Source organism: Lentzea atacamensis, from assembly GCF_003269295.1.
GTDB classification, from domain to species: domain Bacteria; phylum Actinomycetota; class Actinomycetes; order Mycobacteriales; family Pseudonocardiaceae; genus Lentzea; species Lentzea atacamensis.
Genome location: NZ_QLTT01000012.1, coordinates 103,761 through 123,720, shown reverse-complemented (window position 1 = coordinate 123,720; position 19,960 = coordinate 103,761). Strand labels below are relative to the sequence as shown.

Annotated in this window: 24 protein-coding genes; 13 read left to right on the top strand and 11 right to left on the bottom strand. The window is 67.7% G+C overall.

Annotation, left to right across the window (positions count from 1 at the left end; all coding sequences use genetic code 11):
* Positions 1 to 29: 29 nt before the first annotated feature.
* The 5 genes from C8D87_RS39025 to C8D87_RS39005 all read left to right on the top strand — a co-directional run bounded on the left by C8D87_RS39025 (position 30) and on the right by C8D87_RS39005 (position 3,645).
* Entirely contained in the window at positions 30 to 560 is a 531-nt protein-coding gene (locus tag C8D87_RS39025; protein ID WP_112231103.1) for a hypothetical protein, read from the top strand.
* Positions 561 to 691: 131 nt separating this feature from the next.
* The gene (locus C8D87_RS39020) at positions 692 to 1,345 is read left to right on the top strand and encodes a YbaB/EbfC family nucleoid-associated protein (protein ID WP_411711531.1); all 654 of its coding nucleotides are present in this window, start codon (positions 692 to 694) and stop codon (positions 1,343 to 1,345) included.
* Entirely contained in the window at positions 1,342 to 1,656 is a 315-nt protein-coding gene (locus tag C8D87_RS39015; protein WP_112231101.1) for a WXG100 family type VII secretion target, read from the top strand. The genes C8D87_RS39020 and C8D87_RS39015 overlap by 4 nt, the downstream gene beginning before the upstream one ends.
* A gap of 7 nt (positions 1,657 to 1,663) precedes the next feature.
* Positions 1,664 to 2,788: a WXG100 family type VII secretion target gene (locus C8D87_RS39010; RefSeq protein ID WP_112231099.1), complete on the top strand. Its 1,125-nt coding sequence runs from the start codon at positions 1,664 to 1,666 to the stop codon at positions 2,786 to 2,788.
* On the top strand, positions 2,788 to 3,645 hold the full coding sequence (locus tag C8D87_RS39005; protein ID WP_112231097.1) for a hypothetical protein: 858 nt from the start codon (positions 2,788 to 2,790) through the stop codon (positions 3,643 to 3,645). The genes C8D87_RS39010 and C8D87_RS39005 overlap by 1 nt, the downstream gene beginning before the upstream one ends.
* 1 nt (position 3,646) lies before the next feature.
* Here the strand turns inward: C8D87_RS39005 and C8D87_RS49365 are convergent, their stop codons facing one another.
* On the bottom strand, positions 3,647 to 4,051 hold the full coding sequence (locus tag C8D87_RS49365) for a DUF6928 family protein (RefSeq protein ID WP_411711532.1): 405 nt from the start codon (positions 4,049 to 4,051) through the stop codon (positions 3,647 to 3,649).
* A 287-nt stretch (positions 4,052 to 4,338) separates the two neighbouring features.
* Here C8D87_RS49365 and C8D87_RS38995 point away from each other — a divergent pair, with 287 nt between their 5' ends.
* Positions 4,339 to 5,313 (top strand): endonuclease/exonuclease/phosphatase family protein, encoded by a 975-nt coding sequence (locus C8D87_RS38995; RefSeq protein WP_112231362.1) that lies wholly within the window; start codon positions 4,339 to 4,341, stop codon positions 5,311 to 5,313.
* Here C8D87_RS38995 and C8D87_RS38990 read toward each other — a convergent pair.
* From C8D87_RS38990 to C8D87_RS38980, 3 genes are read right to left on the bottom strand one after another with little or no spacing between them, the layout of a single operon-like run.
* On the bottom strand, positions 5,285 to 6,088 hold the full coding sequence (locus C8D87_RS38990) for an SIR2 family NAD-dependent protein deacylase (protein ID WP_233442496.1): 804 nt from the start codon (positions 6,086 to 6,088) through the stop codon (positions 5,285 to 5,287). The genes C8D87_RS38995 and C8D87_RS38990 overlap by 29 nt on opposite strands.
* Positions 6,085 to 6,396, bottom strand: a complete 312-nt coding sequence (locus C8D87_RS38985) for an antibiotic biosynthesis monooxygenase family protein (RefSeq protein ID WP_109631240.1) — start codon at positions 6,394 to 6,396, stop codon at positions 6,085 to 6,087. The genes C8D87_RS38990 and C8D87_RS38985 overlap by 4 nt, the downstream gene beginning before the upstream one ends.
* A gap of 47 nt (positions 6,397 to 6,443) precedes the next feature.
* Positions 6,444 to 7,898: a M1 family metallopeptidase gene (locus tag C8D87_RS38980; protein ID WP_112231093.1), complete on the bottom strand. Its 1,455-nt coding sequence runs from the start codon at positions 7,896 to 7,898 to the stop codon at positions 6,444 to 6,446.
* A gap of 15 nt (positions 7,899 to 7,913) precedes the next feature.
* Here C8D87_RS38980 and C8D87_RS38975 point away from each other — a divergent pair, with 15 nt between their 5' ends.
* Entirely contained in the window at positions 7,914 to 8,660 is a 747-nt protein-coding gene (locus C8D87_RS38975) for an alpha/beta fold hydrolase (protein WP_215732610.1), read from the top strand.
* Here the strand turns inward: C8D87_RS38975 and C8D87_RS38970 are convergent.
* The 3 genes from C8D87_RS38970 to C8D87_RS38960 all read right to left on the bottom strand — a co-directional run bounded on the left by C8D87_RS38970 (position 8,609) and on the right by C8D87_RS38960 (position 10,561).
* Positions 8,609 to 9,118 (bottom strand): 2'-5' RNA ligase family protein, encoded by a 510-nt coding sequence (locus C8D87_RS38970; RefSeq protein ID WP_211337136.1) that lies wholly within the window; start codon positions 9,116 to 9,118, stop codon positions 8,609 to 8,611. The two genes, C8D87_RS38975 and C8D87_RS38970, sit on opposite strands and share 52 nt — an antisense overlap.
* The gene (locus C8D87_RS38965) at positions 9,118 to 9,987 is read right to left on the bottom strand and encodes an HhH-GPD family protein (RefSeq protein WP_109631251.1); all 870 of its coding nucleotides are present in this window, start codon (positions 9,985 to 9,987) and stop codon (positions 9,118 to 9,120) included. The genes C8D87_RS38970 and C8D87_RS38965 overlap by 1 nt, the downstream gene beginning before the upstream one ends.
* 61 nt (positions 9,988 to 10,048) lie before the next feature.
* Positions 10,049 to 10,561 carry a beta-class carbonic anhydrase gene (locus tag C8D87_RS38960; RefSeq protein ID WP_109631254.1) on the bottom strand — a complete coding sequence of 171 codons (513 nt, stop codon included), beginning with the start codon at positions 10,559 to 10,561 and terminating at the stop codon, positions 10,049 to 10,051.
* A gap of 149 nt (positions 10,562 to 10,710) precedes the next feature.
* Between C8D87_RS38960 and C8D87_RS46500 the strand changes: the two genes are divergently transcribed.
* Positions 10,711 to 11,379, top strand: a complete 669-nt coding sequence (locus C8D87_RS46500) for a hypothetical protein (protein WP_146231395.1) — start codon at positions 10,711 to 10,713, stop codon at positions 11,377 to 11,379.
* On the opposite strand, the gene C8D87_RS38945 is transcribed toward C8D87_RS46500, so the two are convergent.
* Complete coding sequence (locus C8D87_RS38945; RefSeq protein WP_112231357.1) at positions 11,380 to 12,483, bottom strand: LacI family DNA-binding transcriptional regulator; 1,104 nt, start codon at positions 12,481 to 12,483, stop codon at positions 11,380 to 11,382.
* A 124-nt stretch (positions 12,484 to 12,607) separates the two neighbouring features.
* Positions 12,608 to 13,645 (bottom strand): LacI family DNA-binding transcriptional regulator, encoded by a 1,038-nt coding sequence (locus tag C8D87_RS38940; protein ID WP_109631264.1) that lies wholly within the window; start codon positions 13,643 to 13,645, stop codon positions 12,608 to 12,610.
* Between the two features lie 220 nt (positions 13,646 to 13,865).
* On the opposite strand from C8D87_RS38940, the gene C8D87_RS38935 reads away from it, so the two are divergent.
* Genes C8D87_RS38935 through C8D87_RS38925 form a run of 3 tightly spaced genes read left to right on the top strand, consistent with a single transcriptional unit; the run spans position 13,866 to position 16,994 of the window.
* Entirely contained in the window at positions 13,866 to 15,122 is a 1,257-nt protein-coding gene (locus C8D87_RS38935) for an extracellular solute-binding protein (protein ID WP_112231090.1), read from the top strand.
* A 58-nt stretch (positions 15,123 to 15,180) separates the two neighbouring features.
* On the top strand, positions 15,181 to 16,098 hold the full coding sequence (locus C8D87_RS38930) for a carbohydrate ABC transporter permease (protein WP_407656816.1): 918 nt from the start codon (positions 15,181 to 15,183) through the stop codon (positions 16,096 to 16,098).
* Positions 16,098 to 16,994, top strand: a complete 897-nt coding sequence (locus C8D87_RS38925; RefSeq protein WP_109633073.1) for a sugar ABC transporter permease — start codon at positions 16,098 to 16,100, stop codon at positions 16,992 to 16,994. The genes C8D87_RS38930 and C8D87_RS38925 overlap by 1 nt, the downstream gene beginning before the upstream one ends.
* On the opposite strand, the gene C8D87_RS38920 is transcribed toward C8D87_RS38925, so the two are convergent.
* Both C8D87_RS38920 and C8D87_RS38915 read right to left on the bottom strand, forming a co-directional pair.
* Positions 16,984 to 17,328 carry a dihydrofolate reductase family protein gene (locus C8D87_RS38920; RefSeq protein WP_325049754.1) on the bottom strand — a complete coding sequence of 115 codons (345 nt, stop codon included), beginning with the start codon at positions 17,326 to 17,328 and terminating at the stop codon, positions 16,984 to 16,986. The two genes, C8D87_RS38925 and C8D87_RS38920, sit on opposite strands and share 11 nt — an antisense overlap.
* Positions 17,329 to 17,555: 227 nt before the next feature.
* Positions 17,556 to 17,906: a winged helix-turn-helix transcriptional regulator gene (locus tag C8D87_RS38915; protein WP_112231088.1), complete on the bottom strand. Its 351-nt coding sequence runs from the start codon at positions 17,904 to 17,906 to the stop codon at positions 17,556 to 17,558.
* Between the two features lie 84 nt (positions 17,907 to 17,990).
* Here C8D87_RS38915 and C8D87_RS38910 point away from each other — a divergent pair, with 84 nt between their 5' ends.
* Positions 17,991 to 18,782, top strand: a complete 792-nt coding sequence (locus C8D87_RS38910; RefSeq protein ID WP_112231086.1) for an NAD(P)H-binding protein — start codon at positions 17,991 to 17,993, stop codon at positions 18,780 to 18,782.
* 81 nt (positions 18,783 to 18,863) lie between these two features.
* Positions 18,864 to 19,958, top strand: a complete 1,095-nt coding sequence (locus C8D87_RS38905; RefSeq protein WP_112231084.1) for an ABC transporter ATP-binding protein — start codon at positions 18,864 to 18,866, stop codon at positions 19,956 to 19,958.
* The last annotated feature ends 2 nt before the right edge of the window (positions 19,959 to 19,960 follow it).

The following is a 19,960-nucleotide window of genomic DNA, read 5'->3' as shown; positions in this document are numbered from 1 at the left end:
CGACCGTCCCCTTCTCCGCCGGAGGACACATGGAGATCCTGGCGATCCTGCTGCAGCCACACGTCATGGTCGTCATCGCCATCTCGGTCGTCATGGCCGCACTGCTCCCGCATCGGCGCGCCCGCGCACGCTCGGAGGCGCTCGCCAGCCGATCTCCGGCCATGGCCGAGCTCGCGAAGACGCTGGACGGCTCCCTGTCCGGCCAGGGTCAGGCCGGGGCGTGGTCACCCCGGCTGCAGCGCTCGAAGCCGGAAGCCGAGCTGTCGCTGGACTTCCGGCACGGGCCGTGGCACGTACGCGTGACCGAGGCGTGCAACCCGAAGCCGAGGTTCACCGAAGCGCTTCTGGAGTACGAGCACTGCATCGAGATCGCGACGATGGTGCCGCCGCGAAAGATGCGGCTGGAGTTCTTCTCGCTGTCCTTTGAGGACGGATTCGTTCACACCGTGTGTCAGGGGCAGGTGCGGCCCGACGAACTCGTCTTCCTCGTCGACATGATCCTGGAGACGCTCGACCTCATGCCCGGCGTGGAGCCGAGGGACCCCACAGCGGTCGTCTGACCGTCCCGTCTGTCACGCGGGTCACTCGGCCACATCGATTCGTCCGTTTCGCCGCGAACCGGAAACACCTCCTGCCACTATGGCGCCGCTCGCGATCACTGCGAGCCAGCGAAGCCCTGGGGGAGGTTCTTGTGCCGTCGGCAGCATTCGAACAGCTCGTCGCTCAGTTCGAGCAGTTCCAAGCTCGAATGCAGCGCGTTGACCAGCAGTTCGCCAACATCGGCGAGATGCAGCAGCAGCTGACCGAGATGGAAGCGGTCGCCACCTCGGCCGACCGCGCCGTGACAGTCGTGGCTGGACCGTCCGGCACCATCAAGGACATCAGGCTGACCGACCAGGCCATGCGCAGACCACCGCAAGCACTGGCCGCCGAGCTGATGTCGACGTTGCAGCAGGCCGTCGCCGAAGCCGCTCGCCGCCAGGCGGACATCGTCGAAGGTGCGATCGGCACGGACATGAAGCTGTCCGACCAGGTCCTGGAAACCCAGGCGCAGCTCTTCGGAATGTCCAAAGAGGAACTTCGCACCGTCAGGGCGGAAGAAGCCGCACCCGTCGCTCCCGCACCGCAGCATCCCCCGATGCCGCCGCCCATGCCTCAAGTCGGCTCAGTCAGGCCGCCCGCACCGCCGCGCAGGCCCGCGCCCCTGCCGCACGACGACTTCTCCGACCAGAACATCATGCGCGGCAACTCGTGGAACGAGAGGTCGTCGCAGCCGCCTCCCGCCGCACCGCCCAAACAGGACGGGAAGTTCCTGAACCTCTACGACGACGAGGACGGCCGATGAGCGGGTTCAGCGTCAACCCGGACGAGCTCAGGGAGTTCGCGAGCAAGCTCGACGGTCACCACAGCTCGGCGAGCAGGATCGCCGAGCTGATCGCCATGGCCGATGTCGGCGACAAGTCCTGGGGTGTCGTCGGAATCTTCGTCAAGGACCAGTACACGCAGATGCTCGGTGACCTCAAGGAGACGATGCAGGCGATGCAGGACGGCCTGCGGTCCGGTTCGGGCAAGTTCCGCGACACCGCGGAGGGTTATGCGCAGCAGGAAGAGGCGTTGAAGCAGCTCCTCAACGGCATTCAGGTTGAGCGGGGGTAGCGCGGTCGTGGCGGAAGAACCGTACGACGTTCCCGGCCTGACCGGCGAAGAGAACCAGGTCAAGATCGGCGAGAAGACCACGGCCGAGAAGGCGGTCGAGAACGCACCGTTCTACGGCAGCTTCAAGAAGGCCTTGGAGGCGGCGGGAAACACCGGAGAAGCGGGTGGCATCACAGCGCTGGCGTCCGAAGGCAGCGCGCTGATCAACTCGTTCAGCGAGGCGGGGCAGATCGCGTTCGATCCGATCGGCTGGCTGGTCAACCAGGGCCTGAGCTTCCTGATCAGCATCTGTGAGCCGCTGGAGGATGCGATCCACTTCGTCAGCGGCGACGGCCCGGCGCTCCAGCAGGCCGGTGAGAACTTCGGCAAGCTGGCCGCGGGTCTCACCAAGCTGCAGGAGGCGTTCAACAGCGACCTGCAGAGCTCGGTGCAGAGCTGGGGTGGCGAAACGGCCGACGCGGCAGCCACGAAGTTGGGTGAGTTCGCCAGCGGCATCGACGGGGTGATCGGCCAGGCCGGTGAGCTGTCCGAGTTGCTGCTGACCTCTTCGATGATCATGCAGGTCATCGAGGACCTCCTCAAGGCGATCCTGACCGAGTTCATCATCTGGCTGGTCATGATCTGGATCCCCGCGCTCGCCGCCGCCGTCCCCAGCTTCGGGTCGTCGACCGCCGCAGCGGGAGCCCTGACCGGTGTGCGGGCCGCGACGACGGCGAGCCGGGTGTCGCGCATCATTGCCAGGCTCAAAGCGTTCCTGAGCAAGATCGTGCAGTTCCTGCGCAACCTGGTGACCAGGACCAGGAACGTGGGCGCCGCGATGAAGAAGGCCATGGCGGACAAGAAGGCCAACGTCTCGGTCGCGGACGGTGCCGTGAAGAACCTCGGCAGGCGCGATCTGCACAAGGGCTGGGTTGACAAGATGAACAGCTCGAAGGGAATCGTCGGCGAACGGGTGAACCAGGGCTTCTGGCGTTCGATGGGTGAAGCCGTCGGCATAGAGGCGGCTGCGCAACTCGACGGACGTAACGAGAAGGGGCTGCGGAACACCTCGCTGCAGCAGCAGGCCAACGAGGCGCGCGATACCGGGACCGACTACTCGAAGCAACAGATCAAGGGCTACCTGGACATCTGATGGACAACGTGAAAAAGGGTTTGCTGGACCTCCTGCTCAGCCCCACTTTCCTGGCCATGGTCGCCTTGGCGATCGTGTTCCTCATCGTGCGACGGTGGTTGAACTTCCGCACTCACCGGAGGACCCGGGCCGAGCAGGTCGCCGCGCTGACTCCACTGGCGGACAGCATCGGCGGGCAGGTGATCGCGCCAGGGGGAGATACCGCCGCGTGGTCGGCAGGTGTCCGCGGGCCGGTTGTCGAACACGTCGAAGGCTTTTTCGCGACGTTGCTCCGGCGGTCGAAACCGCGGTGGGACCTGGCACTGGACGTGCAGCGTGGCCAGTGGCACGTCCGGGTCACCGAGGCGTCGGTACGGGTGAGCAACCCCGCCGGCTACGGAGTGAAGTGGGTTCAGGAGCACCGGATCGAGGTGGCCACAGCACGCATGGCCCCGATGCGGATCATCCGGCCGTCCAAGTACACGAGCAGCGGAAACCCGCTCACGCCTGAACAGATCGAAAGACTGTGGACAGGCTTTGTGTCCAAGCCGCCGTCGACGGCGCAGAACGATCACGTCGAATGGCATCGAGTGCGGCTGGCGCCACCGATGGACCAGGAGTTCTTCGCCTACGGCAGCGATCCTGCCGCTGCGAGCAGGGAGCTGAACTTCGATGCGCTGCACTGGCTGCTGGACCGGGAGAACGACCTGCCGGTCGAGGCGAGTCGCTTGCGGCTGACGTTCGAGTCGGGGTTCGTGTACATCGTCCTGAGCGACCACATCGAACCGGATCAGTTGATGGGTGTGGTCGACACGATCTGCGGGCTGCTCGACCGCATGCCCGGTGCGCGGCCGAGGCACCCCGCAGCGGCGGTGTGAGTCAGCGCGGCGTCACGGCGTAGCCCACCAGCACGATCTCCGCCAGGTCGAGCGGGTGGAAGCGGAACGGATGGTCGTCGTCCTCCTCCAGCTGTTCGAGGAACTCCGGGTCGCCCGCCAGGTACTTCTCCTCGAACGGCAGGGGAGCGCCGATGTCCTCGATCACGCCGCTGTCGGGCGACAGGCTGAACGAGCGGCGCAGGGTGCCGGCGGGCTCCCAGATCGCGTCGGCGAAGAAGTCGACGACGCTGTGCATCGCGTGCAGGTAGAGGATGCGGCCCGCGGCTTCGTGGACGAAGTGCGGGGGCGGGTGGGTCGGGGCGTCGTTCGCGGCGTCCCTGGTGCAGACGATGGCCAGGCCGGGGAAGACGGCGGCGTAACCTCGCCCTTCGGTGGGTCCAGGCAGTCGTCCGCTATCGGGTGGATTTCGTGCGACGGGTAAAGCCGCTGGATCAACGCCGACGTGGCCTCGCGGTCGATCTTCGGTGACGCGCGCAGGACCTTCTGACGTCGTCGGATGCGTAGAAGAGCAGCCAGTCCTCGGCTCCCATGAGACTTCCGTCCGGTCGGTGTGTGCTCAGGATGCCGGAGGGGTCTGACAACTTCGGCAGGCAACGCGAACGGGCCGTCGGCCGTCCCTTGGCTGTGGGGACCACACCGGAGACTGACGAGCACTCGGCGAGACTGCACGACGTGGTCACCACCGAGGTCAAGGCACCGCGGAACGGATTCGCCACCTTTCTGCTGGTCGTGTGCGCGGTCGCGTTCGTCGCGGCCGCGATGGTCAGGATTCTCGGGATCGATGGCACCAGGTACATGGTCGCCACGACGTCGCTGATCCCGTACATCACGGTCGTAGGGCTGCTCATCGGCCTGGGGGCGTTGTTTCGCAAGAGGTGGGCCGTTGGGCTGACGATGACGCTTGTCGGGATTGTGCTGGTGGCGAACGTGGCGCCGCGGGCGTTTTCCGACTCGCGGCCGAACGGGGTGGGGCAGCAGGTCAGGTTGATGACCTCGAACCTTCTCACCGGCATCGCGGACGCCGACTTCATCGTCAGGGAGGTCAGGGCTCGCGGCATCGACATCCTGGCCATGCAGGAGCTCACGCCCGAGATGGTGCGGGATCTCGAACGGGCGGGCCTCAACCAGGTGTTGCCCAACCGGGTCTTCCTGGCCGAGCCGGGTGGGTCGGGTAGCGGCATCGCCTCGAAGTACCCGCTCGCGCGCCGGGATCTCACGCCGCCGGGCACGTTGCAGCAGGCGGGTGCGCTGGTGGACCTGCCGGGCAAGGACATCGAGGTCGTGTCGGTGCACCCGTTGCCGCCGGTCGTGACCGAAGGGCCGGAGGCGTGGCAGCGCGAGCTCGCCGGGCTGCCCAGCCGCGACAGCACGGGCGCGATCAGGGTGCTCGCGGGTGACTTCAACGCGACGCTCGACCACGTGGGCATCACGCGGCTGCTCAACAAGGGCTACGTGGACGCCGCTGACCAGGTCGGCAAGGGGCTGATCCACACCTGGCCGAGCAACAGCGGGTTCTGGCCGCCGCCGGTGACGATCGACCACGTGCTGGTGGACTCGCGGTGCCCGGTGGACACGCTGGACGTGTTCGACGTGCCCGGCAGCGATCACCGGGCCGTCGTCACGCAGTTCGTCGTGCCAAGGCTGTGAGGGCTTCCAGCGCGCCCACCGGCAGGGAAACGCCTCGGCCGTGCCGGACGGCGGGCTCGCGGGTGTTGATCCGGATCAGCGAACCGGAAGCGGCGCTGGCCAGTTCTGCCTGACGCCGCACGGTCGGCACCGCGGTACCGGCACCGATCTCGAGCACGACCAGGTGCTGTTGCGTGCGTCGCCAGGCCGTCAGCGCGTCGAGCTGCGACTGGCTGCGGTGCGGCACCCAGCCCCAGTCACCGAACATCAGGATGTTGGGCCGTGCCAGGCCGCCGCACGACGGGCACGACGGCAGCGTGCCCACCGCGCGCATCGTGGCCGGGTCCACGGAAACGTCGAACGAGCACTCCCAGATCTCGTCGGTGCACGGTTCCACGCACTGGGCGTGGTGGATCGAACCGTGGACCTCTGCGACGTCCGTGAAGCCCGCCTTCTGGAACTGGCCGTCCACATTGGACGTGAAGACGCGGGCACCCCAGGAGCGCAGGATCTCGAAGCCCTCGTGCGGCACGGTCGCGCGGTACAGGCCGAGCCGGTGGCCGTAGAAACCCCACGCCAGCGCGGGATCGTCGGCGAAGTGCACCGGGTCGGCGATCTCCTCGAACTTCAGCCCGAGGCGCTCGTAGGGCGGGTAGGCCCGCCAGAAGCCCTCGGTGCCGCGGAAGTCCGGCAGACCCGAGTCGACGCCCATGCCGGCGCCGGCGCAGACGAGCACCGCGTCCGCACCGGCGATCAGCTCGGCTGCCTGGTCGTAAGCGTGGTCGAGCTCTGTCACTGCTTGGGCTTGCTCCCCAGCACGACCTCGAACTCCAGCAGATCGGCACCGGTCGACACGGGCTTGGCGCGCTCACCGGAGTGCGCAGCCTGGCCGGCCTGACCGTCGCGCCACGCGACGAAGTCCTCGTGGGTCTCCCAGTGCGTCACGACGAAGTAGCGGTCCTCTCCCGCGACCGGGCGCAGGAGCTCGAAGCCGAGGAAGCCGGGCTGGTCGTCGACCGCGCCGAGGCGGGCGGCGAACCGCTTCTCCAGCTCGGGGCCAGCACCCTCGGGAACCTTGATCGCATTGATCTTCACGACTGCCATGCGACCCACACTAGCGCCGTGGCCCGGCAAGTCTTCAGACCACGGCGCTAGCGCCGCACACCGACAGGCAGCAGGTACTGGTCTTCCGGGATGCCCGAGCCCCGGAACCACGCCGCGAAGAACCCGTCCAGCTGCTGTCCGGAGGCCTCCTTGAAGTGGCTCTCGAACTCCGGCCACGAGGCGTTCGAGTCGCGGTGCTTGGTCGTCCACGACTGCAGGGCCTTGAAGAACACGTCGTCACCGACCTGCTTGCGCAGCGCGTGCATCGCCATGATGCCCTTGTCGTAGACGCCCCTGAACTCGTTGCCCTTGCCCATGTCGTAGAGCTTCGGAGCCCAGAACGACGACCGGCCGCGCAGCTCCTCCACCCGACCGCGGTAGCGCTCGTCGAGGTCGGTGCCCTCCTTCTCCAGCCACAGCCACTGCGAGTAGGACGCCAGGCACTCGTTCAGGCAGATGTCCGCCCAGTTCTCGATCGTCACGGAGTCGCCGAACCACTGGTGCGCGTTCTCGTGCACGACCGTCTCCAGGTCCGCCCACGACGCGTAGACCGGCCGGGTCTGGGTCTCCAGCGAGAACCCGATCTGGTCGGCCACCCAGATGCTGCCGGCCGCGCGCTGCGGGTACCGGCCGAACTTCGTCTCCAGGAACGCCAGGACCTCGGGCAACCGAGCCTGGATCGGCTTCTTCGAGGAAGACGTGCCGGGTGCGTACGCGTCGAGCACCGGCGCGCCGCTCGGCAGCTTCCCGCGCACGATCTCGAACTTGTCGATCGCCACCGTGGCCAGGTACGTCGCGAGCGGCGTCTCCTCCGACCAGTTGAACGTCGTCCAGCCGCCGTCCCGCGTCACAGGGCCCTCGAGACCGTTCGACACGGCCGTCCAGCCGTCCGGGACGCGGGCCGCGAGCTTCAGGGCCGCCTTGTCGCGCGGGGTGTCGTTGGCAGGGAACCAGGTCGTCGCGGAGTGTGGCTGACCTGCGGCGAAGGCACCGCCGGTCGACGAGATCTGCCAACCGCTGCGGCCCAGCGAGGCGTCGTCGATCGTCGTGGGCTTGCCGCCGTAGGTGACGACCGCGGTGAACGGCTTGCCCTTCGCGATCGGGGACGACGGCGTGATGACGAGCTCGTGGTCGCCCTCCTGCGCGAACTTCGCGGGCTGTCCGCCGACCTTGACGTCGCTGACCTTCAGGCCCTCCAGGTCGAGGTTGAACCGGGAGAGGTCGTCGGCGGCGGTGGCGGTGATGGAAGCGACGCCGTCCAGCTGCTGCGACGACGGGTCGTAGGTGATCGCCAGGTCGTAGAGCGTGACGTCGTAGCCGCTGTTGCCGTCCGTCGGGTAGTACGCGTCGCCCGCCCCCGCACCGGCCTCCACGGCTGCCTGCGGGGACGTCTCCTGGCGTTGTTGCTTCGCGGGGTCCCCGCCCGGCGTGCGGAACACGACGAGCAGGCCGGCGACGAGCACGATCAACACCAGGGCGATCAGGTACGGACGGGCCTTCATGCGTTAATCATCCCTGTGTCGGTGGTGGAGTTCGGCGGAACTGGGCAAGGCGTACTGCTCCTGCACGGTCTGATGAGCAGGGCCACTGCCTGGTGGCCGGTGGCGCAGTGGCTCAAACCTCTCGGCCGGGTCGTCGGCATCGACCAGCGCGGGCACGGCCGCAACCCGCAGCGGGGACCGTTCCGCACCGAGGACTTCGTCGCCGACGCCGCGAAGGCGATCGAGGACCTCGGCCTCGGACCCGCTGTGGTGATCGGGCACTCCATGGGCGGGCTGCACGCGTGGTGTCTCGCGGCGACCCGTCCGGACCTGGTCCGGGCGATTGTGGTCGAGGACTTCGCCCCGGACAACAGGGGCAGGACCGTCGACGAGTGGAAGTGGTTCTTCGACGCCTGGCCGGTGCCGTTCCAGTCGGTGGCGCACGTGACGTCGTTCTTCGGCGCGCAGGTGTTCGCCGAGTACTTCGAGGAACGCGAGGACGGCTGGCACCTGATCGCCTCGATGGACGACCTCTACGAGATCGCCGCCGAGTGGGGCACGCGGGCGTACTGGGAGTTCATCGACGAGGTGAGGTGCCCGTCACTGGTCATCGAGGCAGGTCAGGGCGGTCAGCTGCCGGGCCAGATGGAGGAGGCCGCGCGGCGTTCCCGAGGTCAGTACCTGTACGTGCCGGAGGCGGGCCACGTCGTGCACGCCACCGCGCCGTGGGTCTACCGAGGTGCCGTGGAGGCCTTCTTGAGCACGTCGATCTCGCCGGTCTGAGTGTCGACGATCGAAACCTCGCGGACCTTCGCGCGGATCGGCTCGACCGGGAAGACCTCGGCGAACGCCTTCTTCATCGCCTCGTCGTCGATGTCCGCGGCTAGCGTGCAGTGCGGCACCCAGCTGCCGGGCAGGTAGTACGCGCTCGGGTTCTTCACGTGGCCGGCCAGCACGTCGTGGATCGCCGAGTGCACGGCCAGCAGCTCGGCGTCGACGACAGCGGCGAGCATCAGCACGTTGTCGACCGTCGAGAACGTGCCGAGCGTGTGCAGCCAGAGATCCGGCATCCACAGCCGTTCGAGGTCCTCGCGCAGCTCCTTGCGGACCTTGGGACCGATCGTGCTCGCGACGGCGTAGGTGAGGTGCGGCGGGTACTCGTGACGTGCGCCGATCCGCCGCCACAGGTCACGGACCTGCTTGTCCGCCTCGTCGTCGAAGAACGCCACCAGCGCGTGCATCAATGCTCCCCGGGTAGCGCGAACAGGCCGTCTCGCGTCTGCTCGACCAAACCGTCGTCGAGCAGCGAGACCAGGCACTTCTCTCGTTGCGTGATGTCGTTCCAGACGATGTCGAGCTGCGCCTTGGGCACCGGACCGGGCGCACCGCGCAGCACGTCCAGGAGCTTGCCGCGCACCTGGCGATCGGTGCCGGCGAACTGCTGCACCTTCTTCACCGGCCCGGCATAGGCGGGGCGGCCGGCCAGCTGCCACGCGCACTCGGCGTACAGCGGGCAGTCCGCGCACTTCTGGTTCTTGGCGGTGCAGATCAACGCCCCGAGCTCCATCAACGCCGCCGAGAACACGGCGGCGTCCTCCTGGTCCTCCGGCAGGATGGCCTCGACGTCCCGGAGATCACGCTTGGTCGACGGCGGCCCGGCATCACCGGCACCGTGCACCGCGCGCGCAACGACCCGGCGGACGTTCGTGTCGACGACAGCGCACTTCTGCCCGTACGCGAACGTGGCCACCGCACGAGCCGTGTAGCTGCCGATGCCCGGCAGCGACTCCAGGGTCTCCACGTCCGAGGGCACGACATCACCGTGATCGCGGGCAATGGCGGAAGCAGCCTCGTGCAGCCGCAGAGCCCGGCGCGGGTAGCCGAGCTTGCCCCACATGCGCAGCACCTCGCCCTGCGACGCCGCGGCCATCGCGCTCGGCACCGGCCAGCGCGCCAGCCACTCGTGCCAGATCGGTTCGACGCGGGCCACCGGCGTCTGTTGCAGCATGATCTCGCTGACCAGCACACCCCAGGCGGTGCAGGAAGGCCGGCGCCACGGCAGGTCGCGTGCGGCGGTGTCCCACCAGCCCAGCAGCAACTCGTGATTCATCGCCGCCATTCTCGCGCAAAGGGCCCTGCCGGTTTCCCGGAAGGGCCCTCAGCACCAGAACTCAGGCGGCTTTGGTGTCGACGGCGTCGACCTCGCGCAGCTCACCGGTGTGCACGTCGTACACGAACCCGCGGATCTTGTCCGTGTGCGGGATGAACGGGCTGCGGCGCAGGCGGGCCATCGAACCGCGCACGCTCTGCTCGACCACCTTGAACGCCTCGACGGCCCAGGTCGGGCGCAGGCCGGTTTCGGCCTCCAGCTCGTCCTTGAAGTCGTCCTCTGTCACCATCTCCAGGCCGCAGTTCGTGTGGTGCACGAGGAGCACCTCGCGCGTGCCCAGTTTGCGCTGGCTGAGCGCCAGCGAGCGGATCATGTCGTCGGTGACGACACCTCCCGCGTTGCGCAGCACGTGCGCCTCACCCTGCTTCAACCCGAAGATCTCGAACACCCGGATGCGCGAGTCCATGCAGGTCAGGATTGCTACCTGCAGGGACGGCTTCGCGGACGAACGGTCTCCAGGAACCACGTTCCCGAGCTCGTAGTTCCGCTTGAGCAGTTCGTCGATCGCGGTCATGACACCTCCATGGCCTACCGGCGGACCCCCGCTCGATGGAACTTGAGTTAGTGCGCGTTCACAAGGGGTTTCCGGCCAATATCACGTTCAGCCGATCGAGCGATGCTCGCCTACCGCTCGATTCCACCCCGTCCGGCTACGTTCGGGCCGTGATCGAGCCCACCGGACCGCTGCCTTCCTCGGTGTACTGGCGCCGTCGTGTCGCCGCGATCGGTGCCGCACTGGTCACACTGCTGCTCGTGATCTGGATCGTCGGGTTCTTCGGATCCGGCGAGGACTCCGCCCAGCCGACCAACGCGGCAGCGGCGTCGTCCTCCAACCCACCGCCGAGCATGTCCGAGACGGCGGTTCCGTCGTCCTCGTCGACCACCGCGCCGCCGTCCCCGACGGAGACCACGCCACCGCCTCCACCGCCAGGGCCGCCGCAGCCCTGCCCGGACGACGTGATCGGGATCGTGGCGAAGGCCAACAAGCCCTTCTACACCATCGGTGACCAGCCGGAACTGTCGATGGACGTGGCCAACAACGGGCCGGTGCCGTGCATCAAGGACATCGGGCGCCAGCACCGCGAGCTGCAGGTCATGAGCGCGGACGGCGCGACGCTGCTGTGGTCCAGCAACCACTGCCTGGCCACGGCGGGCTCCGAGGTGCGGGTGATGCAGCCCAAGGAGCTCTTCAACTACGGCACGAAGTGGGCGGGCTCCACCTCGAAGCCGGGGTGCGGAGCGCACACCCGGCTGGGGCCCGGCGACTACCTGCTTGTGGCGAAGCTGGCCGGAAAGGCCAGCTCACCGGTGGTGTTCAGGCTCGAGTGGTGATCACGGACCGAACCAACGTTCTTCGGCTCCACCGCGCGGCGCGGCGGACGTCTTGCCGATGATCAGCTCGGTCGCGAGGTTCACCGACCGCGGCCGGGTCCGCTCGCTCGAGTCGAGCAGCAGCTTGCCCGCGGCACGGCCTTTCTCCAGCACCGGCTGACGCACCGTCGTGAGCGCGGCGGCCTCCGCCTCGCGGATGCCGTCGAAGCCGGTCACCGACAGGTCGTGCGGCACGCGCAGGCCACGTCGCGCGGCCTCGGTCATCGCGCCGAGCGCGAGCACGTCCGAGGTGCAGATCAACGCGGTGATCTGCGGGTCCTTGTCGAGCACCTGGGCGGCACCGGAGGCGCCGGAAGCCATGTTGTGGTCGAAGCGCTCGACGACGGGCACCTGCGACCAGTCGACGCCTGCCTCGCTGAACGCCTCGGCCAGGCCGGACAGGCGGTTGCGCTGTACGTGGAAGTGCGCTGCGTGCTGACGTTCCGCGGTCACGAAGCCGTCGTTGCGGTCACGCGCGAGGCGCATGCACACGACGCCAACGCGGCGGTGGCCCAGCGAGATCAGGTGCTTCGCGAGCTCGTACATCGCGCCGCGGTCGTCGATGCCGACCCTGTCGACGGTGCCGAGGTCGGGCTGGTCGCAGACGACGGTGGGAACGGGACGCTCCAGCACGGCGGCGAGGTGCGGGTCGTCGTCCGGCACCGAGTAGACGACGAAGCCGTCGACACCCGCGCGGTGGACGGACGCGACGTCCTCGCGCTCGGGGTTGGCCGGGACGAGCAGCAGACCGGTGCCGGCGTCCTCGCACGCCAGCGCGAGGCCCTCCAGGAAGCCGATCGCGGCCGGGTCGCGGAACGCATAAGAGAGGTTCTCGGTGAGCAACAGGCCCACCGCACCCGCCTTGCGCGTGCGCAACGAGCGCGCCACAGGATCCGGGCCGGGGTAACCCAGCCTTCGGGCCGTGTCCAACACCCGCCGCCTCAGCTCGGGGGAGAGCTGGTCGGGACGGTTGTACGCGTTGGACACCGTTGTCCGGGAAACGCCCAGCTCAGCGGCCAGAGAGGCCAGCGTCGCCGGACGTCGCACATGCATCGACCGCGCCATGAAGTGACCGTAACGGTTCAGAACCAATTCGTGAAGCGAGGGTGACCTGTGTCCCTCAAATGACGCATCCGCCCTGGTTGACCCATCTGCCTTGTTCAGAAGTTGGTCCAGACCAAACGGCATCTCACTTGGGAGGCGCCGTCGACTCCCGCACGACGAGCCGCGGGCGGAAGACGCGGGTGTAGTTGTCCCTGTCCTGCCTGCGGCGATCCGGATCCAGACGGAGTACGAGCTCGTCGATGGCGGCGGCCGCCATCTCCTCGATGGGCTGCGCGAGCGTCGTCAAAGCGGGCGACGAGTAGGCAGCCAGCGGAATGTCGTCGAACCCGACGACCGAGAGATCTTCAGGAATGGAGATCCCCCGTTGGTGTGCTTCGCGCATGACACCAAGAGCCATGTGGTCCGACGAGCAGATCACCGCTGTCGGCGTCACCGTGTCGAGCAGCTGCCCCACGGCCACGCCGCCGCCTTCCGCACTGAACGGCCCGTGCGCGACGTACTCCGAGCCCGCCGGCAGGTGGTTCTCCTCGAGAGCAGCGGCCCACCCGGCGCGCTTCAGGCGTGAGGGGAGAGATCGCGCCGGACCCGAGACGAACCCGATCCGCTCGTGGCCGAGCTCGATCAGGTGCTTGGTCGCCATGTAACCCGCGAGCTGCTCGTCCACCGTCACGTCGGGCACGTCCAGCGCGGGCGTGGCACCGTTCAGGAAGACCATGTGGACGCCGTCGGCCACGAGCTTCGCGTAGTAGCTCGGGCGCGGCGCCTGACCGAGCGGCACCTCGACGTTGGTGATCTCCGGTGACACGAACACCATGCCCTCGACCCCGCGGGCCAGGAGCATGCGGACGTACTCCTCCTCACCCATCGGAGCGCCGCTGCGGGTGTTGCACAGCAGCGACGAGTAGCCGAGGCGGGCCGCACGCGTCTCCAGGGCTTCGGCGAACGCGGGGAAGACCGGGTTCGAGAGCTCTGGCACGAGCAGGCCGATCACGCCGGTGCGTTGCAACGCACCGAGGCCGCGCGGGGTGTAGGGCATCTCCGCGAGGACCGACAGCACCCGCTGCCGAGTCTCCTCGTTGACGCCGGCCCGGCGGTTCAGCACGCGGCTCACCGTCGAGATGGACACCCCGGCTGCCCTGGCGATCTCGGACAGTCCGGACACGTTGCCTCCCTGCTCAGCTTGGGTCGGCGCAAGCCTGCCGCGTTCAGAAAAATTTTGCAACGCGCTCTTGCAAGACGGTGCCGTTACGGCTTGGTTACGGACGATGCCTTGACCTGACCATGGTTCCGGTAGTGAAATCGCCCGCAACATTGACGCAAAACCTTGCAAGTCCCTCATCTCGCCGGGAGATGAGGCCCAGCTGGAGGGAACGGCAGCAACGATGCGACGGACAACCCTCGTGACCGCCATGGCGACGGGTGTCGCCCTCGTGCTCACCGCCTGTGGCGGTGGTGGATCGAGCAGCAGCGGATCCGACACGGGCGAAGTGACCTTCTGGGACACCAGCGGCCCCAACGAGAGCCCCGTGTTCAAGAAGATCGCGGAGGACTGCGCCACCAAGGGCGGCTACAAGGTCAAGGTTGAGACGCAGGCGTTCGACGGCGCGCTCAACAACTACAAGACCGCTGCTCAGGGTGGTCAGGGCCCGGACGTCTTCCGCGCGGAGGTCGCGTGGGTGCCGCAGCTCGCGAAGCTGGGCCTGGTCGAGGACCTGTCGGACACCGACCTCGCGAAGGACACCTCCGACTTCCTGGAGGCCCCGCTGGGCTCCACGAAGTACGAGGGCAAGACCTACGCCGTGCCGCAGGTGACCGACTCGCTCGCGTTGCTCTACAACAAGAAGAAGCTCGCCGACGCCGGTGTCGAGCCGCCCAAGACCTGGGACGAGCTCAAGGCCGCGGCCGCCAAGCTGGGTGGTGAGAAGGCCTTCTTCCTCAACAACGACGCGTACTACGCGCTGCCGTTCATCTACGGCGAGGGCGGCGACCTGGTCGACGCGTCCGCCAAGAAGATCGTCGTGAACTCCGCGCAGAACGTGAAGGCGCTGGAGACCGCGAAGGGCCTGCTCGACAGCAAGGCCGCGACCACGGCGCTCGACGCGACGAACTCGTACTCGAACATGCAGGCCGCGTTCTCGTCCGGTGAGGCCGCCATGGTCATCAACGGCCCGTGGGCCGTCGCCGACTACCTCAAGGGCGCCGCGTTCACCGACAAGTCGAACCTGGGCATCGCGCCGGTTCCCGGTCCGTCCGCGGGCAAGGGCAGCGCGCCGGTCGGTGGCCACGACTACGTGATCCGCAAGGCCACCAAGGCCAAGCAGTCGTCGATCAAGTTCATCCAGTGCATGGCGTCGGTCGAGTCGCAGGCCGCCATCGCCAAGGAGCTGGGCCTGCTGCCGAGCCGCAAGTCGGCCTACCAGAACGCCGACGTCAAGGCCAACGCCGTCGTCGCCGCGTTCGAGCCGGTCACCAAGGTCGCGCACGAGCGTCCGTGGATCCCGGAGGGCGGCGAGCTCTTCGACCCGCTGAAGATCAGCTACGCGGACTTCCTCGCCGGCAAGAAGGACGCCAAGGCTGCCCTTGACGACGTCGCCAAGGCGTACAAGGACAAGGTCGTTCCCGAGTACTCGATCGGCTGACTGGTGTTGAACGGCCGGGGCCTTCCGCCCCGGCCGTTCGCCTGAGGGGAGAGTCTCGGTGCGTCGGTTCCTGGACCGGTACTGGTACGCGTATGCGATGGTGCTGCCCGTCGTGGTGGTCATCGCGGTGTTGGTGCTCTACCCGCTCGCCCAGGGCGTGTTCTTCACCTTCACGAACATCAACGAGGGCAACATCGCCAACCCGGTCCTCGACCGGCCCGCGTCCTACGACGTGGTGGGCTTCAAGAACTACCTGAGCGTCCTGTCCGGCGGCGAGTCGTACGGCGCGTTCTGGGACACGCTCGTCCGCACGCTGATCTGGACGTTCTCGTGCGTGTTCTTCCACTACACGATCGGCCTCGGCCTGGCGTTGCTGCTGAACCGCCAGGTGCGCGGCCGCACGATCTACCGCGTGCTGCTGATCCTGCCGTGGGCCGTGCCCGCGTTCATCAGCGCGTTCGCCTGGAAGTACATGTTCAACGCGCAGTACGGGATCATCAACCAGGTCCTGCGCGCGGTCGGCCTGCCGGACCCGGTGTGGCTCGGCCAGTCGAACTGGGCACTGGTCTCCGTGATCATCGTGAACGTGTGGCTGGGCGTGCCGTTCATGATGGTGGCCCTTCTCGGTGGCCTGCAGTCGATTCCGGGCGATCTCTACGAAGCGGCCGAAATGGACGGTGCCACGCCGTGGCAGCGGTTCCGGCACGTCACGCTGCCCGGTCTGCGTTCCGTGTCGTCGACGGTGGTCCTGCTCGGCATCATCTGGACGTTCAACATGTTCGCGGTGATCTACCTGATCGCGGGCCCGAACCCGAACTCCCGGATCCTGGTCACCTACGCGTTCGAGCGGTTCTTCTCCAGCGCGTCCCGTGACTACGCCATCGCGTCGACCTACGGCGTGCTGATCCTTTCAGTGTTGTTGGTGTTCGCCACGGTGTACCGGCGGGCGCTGCGCAAGCAGGGCGAGGTGTGGTGATGACGCTCGATGCTTCGTCCCTCCAGGTGGTCAAGGCTCCCGAGCGCCGGTTGCGCCGGGCGGACCGGTCCAGGGGCGCCTCGGTGTTGCTGCACAGCGCTCTGGTCGTCGCGTCGATCATCGCGGTGTTCCCGGTCTTCTGGGTGTTCGTCACTTCACTGAAGCCGGACGCCCGCGCGGTCGAGCCCACCCCGACGCTGTTCAACCAGTCCTCTTTGGACAACTACACCCGCGTGCTCGCCGGCGAGAAGGGGGACTTCCTCGCCTGGTTCGGCAACTCCGTGGTGATCGCGTTGATGACGACCGTCATCGGTGTCTTCATCTCGGCGACCGCGGGCTACGCGGCGTCGCGGTTCCGGTTCCCCGGCAAGCGCGGGCTGATGATGTCGTTCCTGCTGGTGCAGATGTTCCCGTTCGCGGTGCTGATCGTGCCGCTGTACAACATCCTGCTCGCGCTCGGCCTGAACGGGACGTCGATCGGCCTGGTGCTGGTCTACTGCACGACCGCGGTGCCGTTCTGCACCTACATGTTGAAGGGCTACTTCGACACGGTGCCGGCGGACATCGACGAGGCCGGACGCGTGGACGGCCTGTCGCCGTTCGGCGTGTTCTGGCGGCTGATCCTCCCGCTGGCCAAGCCGGGCCTGGCGGTCACGTCCTTCTACGCGTTCCTGACCGCGTGGGGTGAGGTGGCGTTCGCCTCGGCGTTCCTGTCGGCGGCGGACGAGTCGAAGACGCTGGCCGTGGGCCTGCAGGTGTTCGTGCAGCAGAACAGGACGGAGTGGGGCCACCTGGCCGCCGCCTCCATCCTGGTCGCCATTCCCGCGATCATCGTTTTCTACCTGGTGCAACGGTTCCTGGTGACCGGCCTCGCCTCGGGCGCGGTCAAGGGCTGACGGTCTCCCGCACCGGCCGATACCGGACGTCCACCTCCGAGTGGGGGTCGTCGGTGTCGAGCCGGTGCAGGTGGATCGGCGCACCGCCGGGGTTGTCGTAGAGCCGGAGGCCGTCGCCGAGCAGCACGGGCGCGATGTGCAGGGTGATCTCGTCGACGAGCCCTCGTTCGATCAGCTGACGGCCGATGGTCGGCGAGAACACCTCGAGGTCCTTGCCGTCCGCAGCCTCGAGGCCGATCCGCACCGCCTCGGCCACGTCGCAGGTCAGGAACGTGACGCCCTCCGCAGGCGTCGCGTCCTCGGGGTGGTGGGTCAGGATGAAGAGCTTTCCCACGAACTGGCCGCCGTACGGGGCGCTGGGGTCCGGAACCTCCTCCCACCCCTTCCTGCCGCCGAGGATCGCACCCGTGCTGGTCGGTCGTGCGGGACAGTCAGCCGAAGCCGTTGTGCGGGTCAGCCACGAAGCCGTCCAGCGACATCGAGAAGTGCAGTCGCACGTTGCCCATCGGTTCACTCCCGCGTTCGGCCTTTGCAGGGGTGGACCGGTGCACCGCCGGAAACTCATCGGTCGTAGCGCTGCCTGGCCTTCTCGACGTCGGCCAGGTTGTGCTTCGACCACTCCGCGAGCTGGTGGAAGATCGGCGCGAGACTGCGCCCCAGCTCGCTGATCTCGTACTCCACCCGCGGCGGAACCTCCGGGTGGTAGGTCCTCGTGACCAGGCCGTCGCGCTCCATCTGCCGCAGCCGCTGCGTGAGGACCTTCGGCGTGATCGTGCCGATGCGGCGCTCCAGCTCCACGAACCGCTGCCGGCCGTACTCGTGCAGCGTCCACAGGATCGGCGTCGTCCAGCGGCTGAAGACCAGGTCGACGACCGGCGCGATCGGGCAGGCCAGCTCCGGTACGGGCTCCACGGATAGTCACTTTCCTCTAGGTACCTACTAACTCCACGATGTTAGCTTTCCTCGGGATACCGAAGCAATGACGAGGAGCTGCACGTGATCGTGGTGACCGGGGCGACCGGAAACGTTGGACGTCCGTTGATGGAGTTGCTGGGGGACAAGGCACGCGGGGTGTCGCGGCCGCAGGTGGATCTTGCGCGCCCGTCGACGCTGGAGCCCGTGCTGGACGGTGCGGACGCGTTGTTCCTGCTGTTCGCGGGAGACCTGCTCGGGCCGTCCGCCGATGTGGCCGGTGTGCTGGACGTGGCGAAGGCTGCCGGCGTCCGCCGCGTGGTGCTGCTGTCGTCGCAGGGTGCCGGGACGCGGCCGGGCCTGGTGCCGCACTCGCGGATGGCGTCGTTCGAGGAGGCCGTGCGGCAGTCGAGTCTGGAGTGGACGATCCTGCGGCCGAGCGGGTTCTTCACCAACACCTTCGCCTGGGTGCGGCCGATCCGTGAGCACGGTGTGGCCGCGGCGCCGTTCGCGGACGTGGCGCTGCCGTTCGTCGATCCGGCGGACATCGCGGCGGTCGCGGCGGTGGCGTTGCAGGGCGGGCACGAGGGGCGCACGTATGTGCTGACCGGTCCGGAAGCGCTGACTCCGGTTGAACGGACGAAAGCGCTTTCGTCGGCGATCGGGCGGGAGATCCGGTTCGTCGAGCAGTCCGTTGAGGAGGCTCGTGAGCAGATGCTGCAGTTCATGCCGCCGCCCGTTGTGGACGGAACGCTGGCAGTTCTCGGATCGCCGACGGTGGAGGAGCAGCAGGTCAGCGGCCATGTGGAGCAGGTGACCGGACGTGCTCCCGCCCGTTTCGCCGACTGGGTGGCCCGCAACGTGAACGCCTTCTGAAACGTAAGCGCTTACGTCTGTTCCCGTAAGCGCTTGCAATGAATAGCGTCGCGCCCCAGACAAGGGTGAAAGGTGCGTCACATGGCTGAGGTGTCCTACGTCAAGGCTTCGCGGATCTTCTCCGGCAACCCGCCGGTTCGCGCGGTCGACGAGCTGTCGCTCGAGGTGTCCGACGGCGAGTTCCTGGTGCTGGTCGGCCCGTCCGGTTCGGGCAAGTCGACCGCGCTGCGCATGCTCGCGGGTCTCGAGGACGTCGACGAGGGCGCCATCCAGATCGGTGGCAAGGACGTCACCAACGTGCCGCCGAAGGGCCGGGACATCGCCATGGTGTTCCAGTCGTACGCGCTCTACCCGCACATGACGGTCGCGGAGAACATGGGCTTCGCGCTCAAGCTGCGCGGCGTCAACAAGGCCGAGATCAAGGCGAAGGTCGAAGAGGCCGCCAAGATGCTCGACCTGACCAAGTACCTGGAGCGCAAGCCGAAGGCGCTGTCCGGTGGTCAGCGGCAGCGTGTCGCGATGGGTCGCGCCATCGTGCGTGAGCCCTCCGTGTTCCTCATGGACGAGCCGCTGTCCAACCTGGACGCGAAGCTGCGCGTCGAGACCCGCGCGAACATCGCGGCGCTGCAGCAGCGTCTCGGCACCACCACGATCTACGTGACGCACGACCAGGTCGAGGCCATGACGATGGGCCACCGCGTCGCGGTGCTCAAGGACGGCCTGCTGCAGCAGTGCGACACGCCTCGCGCGCTGTACGACCGCCCGGCCAACGCGTTCGTCGCGGGCTTCATCGGCTCGCCGGCCATGAACCTCAAGACCGTGCCGATCACGTCGGAGGGCGCGAAGCTCGACGGCGTCATCGTGCCGCTCTCGCGTGCCGCGCTGGACGCCGCCGTTGGTCTGGACGAGGTCACCTTCGGCATCCGTCCCGAGGCCCTCGGCATCGTGCCGTCGGGTGAAGAGGGCATGGAGATGACGGTCGAGCTGGTCGAGGAGCTGGGCGCCGACGCGCTCGTGCACGGTGCTGTGAAGATCGGCGACTCGTCGCAGCGCTTCGTCGTCCGCGTCGACGGCCGCACGCCGCCGACCCTGGGCCAGCACGTCAAGATCGCGGTTCGCGACCACAGCGAGATCCACCTGTTCCACCCCGAATCGGGCGAGCGCCTGGAGGCATGAGT

Excerpts from the sequence above, each read along its gene's own strand:
- C8D87_RS39025 (WP_112231103.1), top strand. The coding sequence starts at position 30 with ATGGAGATCCTGGCGATCCTGCTGCAGCCACACGTCATGGTCGTCATC.
- C8D87_RS38935 (WP_112231090.1), top strand. The coding sequence starts at position 13,866 with ATGCGACGGACAACCCTCGTGACCGCCATGGCGACGGGTGTCGCCCTC.
- C8D87_RS38965 (WP_109631251.1), bottom strand. The coding sequence starts at position 9,987 with ATGAATCACGAGTTGCTGCTGGGCTGGTGGGACACCGCCGCACGCGAC.
- C8D87_RS38970 (WP_211337136.1), bottom strand. The coding sequence starts at position 9,118 with ATGCACGCGCTGGTGGCGTTCTTCGACGACGAGGCGGACAAGCAGGTC.
- C8D87_RS38925 (WP_109633073.1), top strand. The coding sequence starts at position 16,098 with ATGACGCTCGATGCTTCGTCCCTCCAGGTGGTCAAGGCTCCCGAGCGC.
- C8D87_RS38945 (WP_112231357.1), bottom strand. The coding sequence starts at position 12,483 with ATGGCGCGGTCGATGCATGTGCGACGTCCGGCGACGCTGGCCTCTCTG.
- C8D87_RS39015 (WP_112231101.1), top strand. The coding sequence starts at position 1,342 with ATGAGCGGGTTCAGCGTCAACCCGGACGAGCTCAGGGAGTTCGCGAGC.
- C8D87_RS38980 (WP_112231093.1), bottom strand. The coding sequence starts at position 7,898 with ATGAAGGCCCGTCCGTACCTGATCGCCCTGGTGTTGATCGTGCTCGTC.
- C8D87_RS38960 (WP_109631254.1), bottom strand. The coding sequence starts at position 10,561 with ATGACCGCGATCGACGAACTGCTCAAGCGGAACTACGAGCTCGGGAAC.
- C8D87_RS39005 (WP_112231097.1), top strand. The coding sequence starts at position 2,788 with ATGGACAACGTGAAAAAGGGTTTGCTGGACCTCCTGCTCAGCCCCACT.
- C8D87_RS38985 (WP_109631240.1), bottom strand. The coding sequence starts at position 6,396 with ATGGCAGTCGTGAAGATCAATGCGATCAAGGTTCCCGAGGGTGCTGGC.
- C8D87_RS38905 (WP_112231084.1), top strand. The coding sequence starts at position 18,864 with ATGGCTGAGGTGTCCTACGTCAAGGCTTCGCGGATCTTCTCCGGCAAC.